This is a genomic window from Alteromonas alvinellae, assembly GCF_902705805.1.
The window spans coordinates 1-918 of record NZ_CACSIH010000164.1 but is presented as its reverse complement, the minus strand read 5'-3'; the positions used below and the strand labels follow the sequence as shown (position 1 = coordinate 918).

Genomic DNA, 918 nt, shown 5'->3' with positions numbered 1-918 from the left:
GCCAAGCCCGAACTTGGTGCTTTTCATGTCCCTAAACCCTTCTTCAATTTGCATCCGCTGTCGATAAATACCGACCACTTGTTTTGATAACTGCCGATGAGAAGAGAGCGATGTTGCCAATAGCCAAGGATCTTTTGCACCCTGAGCATGTTTTTTTGAATGTCCTGAGCGCTTGAGCGAACCATCAGTGTTACGAGCGTGACGGCCTTTACTTTTTTGTTTAAATAAAACAAGCGTGCAGGCAAAAGGATTGCTTCTGACTATCTGGCTATTATCAAAACGCTTTGGTCTGCACGTGGCTTGAGCGTAAAGCTGATGAATACATTGCCACGTGTGCCCAGCGTCAGACGAGTAATAATGCGGCCGACGCACGCGACCGACAATATCCCACCCTAACGCCATCACCTCCCTGAACCACGGTGATTTATACCCTGCATCTGTAACGATAATGGGATGGCATTGTGAAGGTAATACTGCTCGCAGAGCATGCAAAAATGCTCTGTGCGTCGCTTGCTTTTCTCTGGTTTTATTACAATGGACTTCTTGGTAAAGCGTGATGGACCTGCCTTTAAGAGAAATAGCTGCGCGCAATAGAAAATGACCGTTATGCTCATCAAGATCTGACCAATCTACGGAAATAACAGGCCGCAAAATATGACTACATAACAACTGGCATGTAGCTGCATAGATAGTTGGCGTTTCATGTAATAAGTTTGTATTGGAAAGTAATCGGTCGGCTCGCTTAATCCGATGCTTCTCAAAGGCTTTATTATTGATGCCTCGACCTATGCTCGTGACAGTTGCGGCATTTCCGTTAAGCAAACTTTTAACACATGCGGTAAGTGCTTTTTGTCGCGACATATGCATTTTAAAGCTGACAAGCGAGATGACTTTGTTCACAATAGATAGGGCATTCAT

General features: G+C 44.8%; 1 protein-coding gene. It reads right to left on the bottom strand.

The genetic code is table 11. From position 1 onward, the window contains the following. Nucleotides 1-900, bottom strand: a 900-nt coding sequence (locus ACX5KA_RS12320; protein WP_458731274.1) for an IS4 family transposase, incomplete at its 3' end; no start/stop codon positions are given. Nucleotides 901-918 lie beyond the last annotated feature (18 nt).